Origin of the sequence: Fructobacillus cardui (genome assembly GCF_963580785.1) — a bacterium.
Taxonomy (GTDB): Bacteria; Bacillota; Bacilli; order Lactobacillales; family Lactobacillaceae; genus Fructobacillus; species Fructobacillus cardui.
In genome coordinates this window covers 1-2,630 of sequence record NZ_CAUZLS010000016.1, presented here as the reverse complement: position 1 = coordinate 2,630, position 2,630 = coordinate 1, and the positions used below count along the sequence as shown (strand labels likewise).

2 protein-coding genes are annotated in these 2,630 nt (G+C 42.9%); one reads left to right on the top strand and one right to left on the bottom strand.

Annotation, left to right across the window (positions count from 1 at the left end; all coding sequences use genetic code 11):
* Positions 1-292: 292 nt before the first annotated feature.
* Entirely contained in the window at positions 293-1,705 is a 1,413-nt protein-coding gene (locus AABI20_RS07535; protein ID WP_288847019.1) for an APC family permease, read from the bottom strand.
* Between the two features lie 115 nt (positions 1,706-1,820).
* Here AABI20_RS07535 and AABI20_RS07530 point away from each other — a divergent pair, with 115 nt between their 5' ends.
* Entirely contained in the window at positions 1,821-2,366 is a 546-nt protein-coding gene (locus tag AABI20_RS07530; RefSeq protein WP_421825120.1) for a guanylate kinase, read from the top strand.
* The last annotated feature ends 264 nt before the right edge of the window (positions 2,367-2,630 follow it).

Below are 2,630 nucleotides of genomic sequence, written 5' to 3'. Positions count from 1 at the left end.
TGAATAGCTCAAAGAATTTCTCCTCATGGTTTGTCTAGCAACTACCATTGTAAAGAATTCTTTGGGTTTTTTGTTTTTCAATTATCGTTCGAATTAATTATAGAATCTGCCTTTTTCAATTATCGTTCGAATTAATTATAGAATCTGCCATAAGAAAAAGACGTGATTAAAGTAATGAAGTATGGCGTTTCCTGTCCTGATTTCACCACTTGATGACGTTAAAAGTAAATAAGAGCAAAAGAAAAGCTGACTGTCAGGGTTGATTCCCAAGCAGTCAGCTTTTTAAATTGATTTACTTTTCGATTTGATTGAGTGAAGAATGGCGGATACTGTAAGTAAAGTACCAAATCAAACCAATCACGACCCAGACACCATACATCTTCAATGTTTCTGCAGGCAAGCGCAGGATTAAGAGCAATGATAATCCGGCAGCGATGACTGGCAGGACAGGGTAGAATGGCATTTTGAAACCGTCATGCTTAAGGTCTTGACGCTTACGCAAGAACAAAACACCAAAGCTGATAAACATGAAGGCTGTCAAAGTACCAATGTTAATCAGATTAGCCAGTGTACTTAATGGAACAAGTCCGGCCAAGAATGCCTCAACAGCAACAGCTAGAATCAAGGCGTTAACTGGAAGACGGTGTGGGCCAGCGACCTTTCCTAAGCCACGAGGCAAGAGACCATCACGACCGAAAGAATAAGCCAACCGTGATGAGGCGAAGATCAAGGCCAACACAGCGGTGAACATTCCAATTAAAGCACCAATTGTAATGACAACGGAGAATTGTGTCTGCTTAACGGCCTGCAAGGCGAAAGCAGCTGGGTCATCAACACCCAAGTTTTTGTAGTTGACGATTCCTGTCAAAACAATTGAGAACAAGGTATATAAGACGGCAGAAATTGCGACCGTGCCCAAGATTCCCCGAGACATTGTCTTTGTTGGATTCTTAACTTCGGCTGCGTGAGCGGCAATCGTGTCAAATCCCAAGAAGGAGAAGATGATTGAAGCTGTTGCGGCGGTTAGGCCACCAAGGCCAAAGACACCCGTTTGGAATTGCTTAGGGTAGAAATCAGCGTAGTTATGGCCCTTCACGAAGAAGAGACCACCGATAATGAAGAGGGCGATAATGGCAACCTTCAAGACAACACCGGCATTTTCAATCTTCTTTGATTGGCTTACACCAGCGAATAGAATGGCTGCGGAAATTAAGATAATAGCCACGGCCATCAAGTTGACAACACCACCGGCACCAGGACCAGCCTGGAGCGCCTTTGGTAGAGCCCAACCCATTTGACCGAGCAAATTATTGAAGTAGGCAGAGAAACCAGTCGCAATCGCAGAAACGGCTAGGAAGTATTCCAAAATTAAGGACCAACCAAGAATCCAACCAATTACTTCACCATAGATAACAGATCCGTAAGAATAAGCTGATCCGGCAACTGGCATAGCTGATGAAAATTCGGCAAAGGCCATGCCACAGATACCGGAGAAAATGGCCGCCACCAGAAAGGCGATGGAAACAGCGGGACCGGCATTATTAGCAGCCTCATGACCGGGCAGAATAAAGATTCCAGAACCAATGACGGTTCCAACACCTAGGCCAATTAGGTCTTTTGTTGTAAGCACGCGTGCCATTTGCTGATCCTTCTCAAGGTAACCAGCAGCTGACTCGCGAGCAAAGGCACGTTTTAGTAATTGCATAACTTTTCTCACTTTATTTTAATATAACTGCCATCAATTGTACCAACTTTTAACTGGATTGTCGATTACTTTGATGATAAGGTAAGAAAACAAAGGAATGGGGGATGAGAGAGCCATGAATCGGGTAATTGTTTTAACGGGACCAGCTGGAGCGGGGAAAACCTCAATTGCAACTTACTTAAAAGAAAAATGGCGAGTGCCACAAGTCATCACGCATACTACTCGTCCTAAGCGGGCTGGTGAGGTTGACGGTGTTGATTATTATTTTGAAACAAAGGATTCCTTCTTATTAAATCATTATTTGGAGTCGGTTCATTATAGTCAAGCAAATTATGGCTCTTCTAAGGAAGGTTTAGAAAAAGCCTGGCAGAAAAGTAACCTGGCTAGTATTGTCTTAGACACCAAGGGAGCTGAAACCTATCAAGAGATTTTAGGCGACCAGGCCTGGATTTGGTATGTCACGATTAAAGACGTTGTCAAACTTGAGAATCGGCTGATTGCTCGTGGGGATGTAAAAGATAGGGTACAGGCTCGATTATCTGCACCAGAGTTCCGACGTGATTTAAATTTACCTGATAAATTACAAGGCCATGTGGAAATCATTATCAATGATGATTGGCAACAGACCTGTGACCAAGTGGATCAGTTATTGGAACGGTAAAGGCGCTTGAATGCTGAATTTTAAAATCAAAATGCTGATAAATCAGCGTTTTAGACCAATCAACAAAATTCGTCAAAAAAACTATTGACGAGTAGGAGGGCAGGCGCTATACTAGTTATTGTTCGTTACGAAGCAAACGTGCTTCTAGCGAGTCGCTGGTTATCTTAGATGACCGGCAGTTGATAAAAGCTTTTCAGAAAGTTGTTGACATCGTTCAACATTCCTGATAAACTAATCAAGTTGCCCTAACAAAGCAGCTCAAAT

Coding starts and splice junctions, on each gene's coding strand:
- AABI20_RS07535 (WP_288847019.1), bottom strand. CDS start 1,705: ATGCAATTACTAAAACGTGCCTTTGCTCGCGAGTCAGCTGCTGGTTAC.
- AABI20_RS07530 (WP_421825120.1), top strand. CDS start 1,821: ATGAATCGGGTAATTGTTTTAACGGGACCAGCTGGAGCGGGGAAAACC.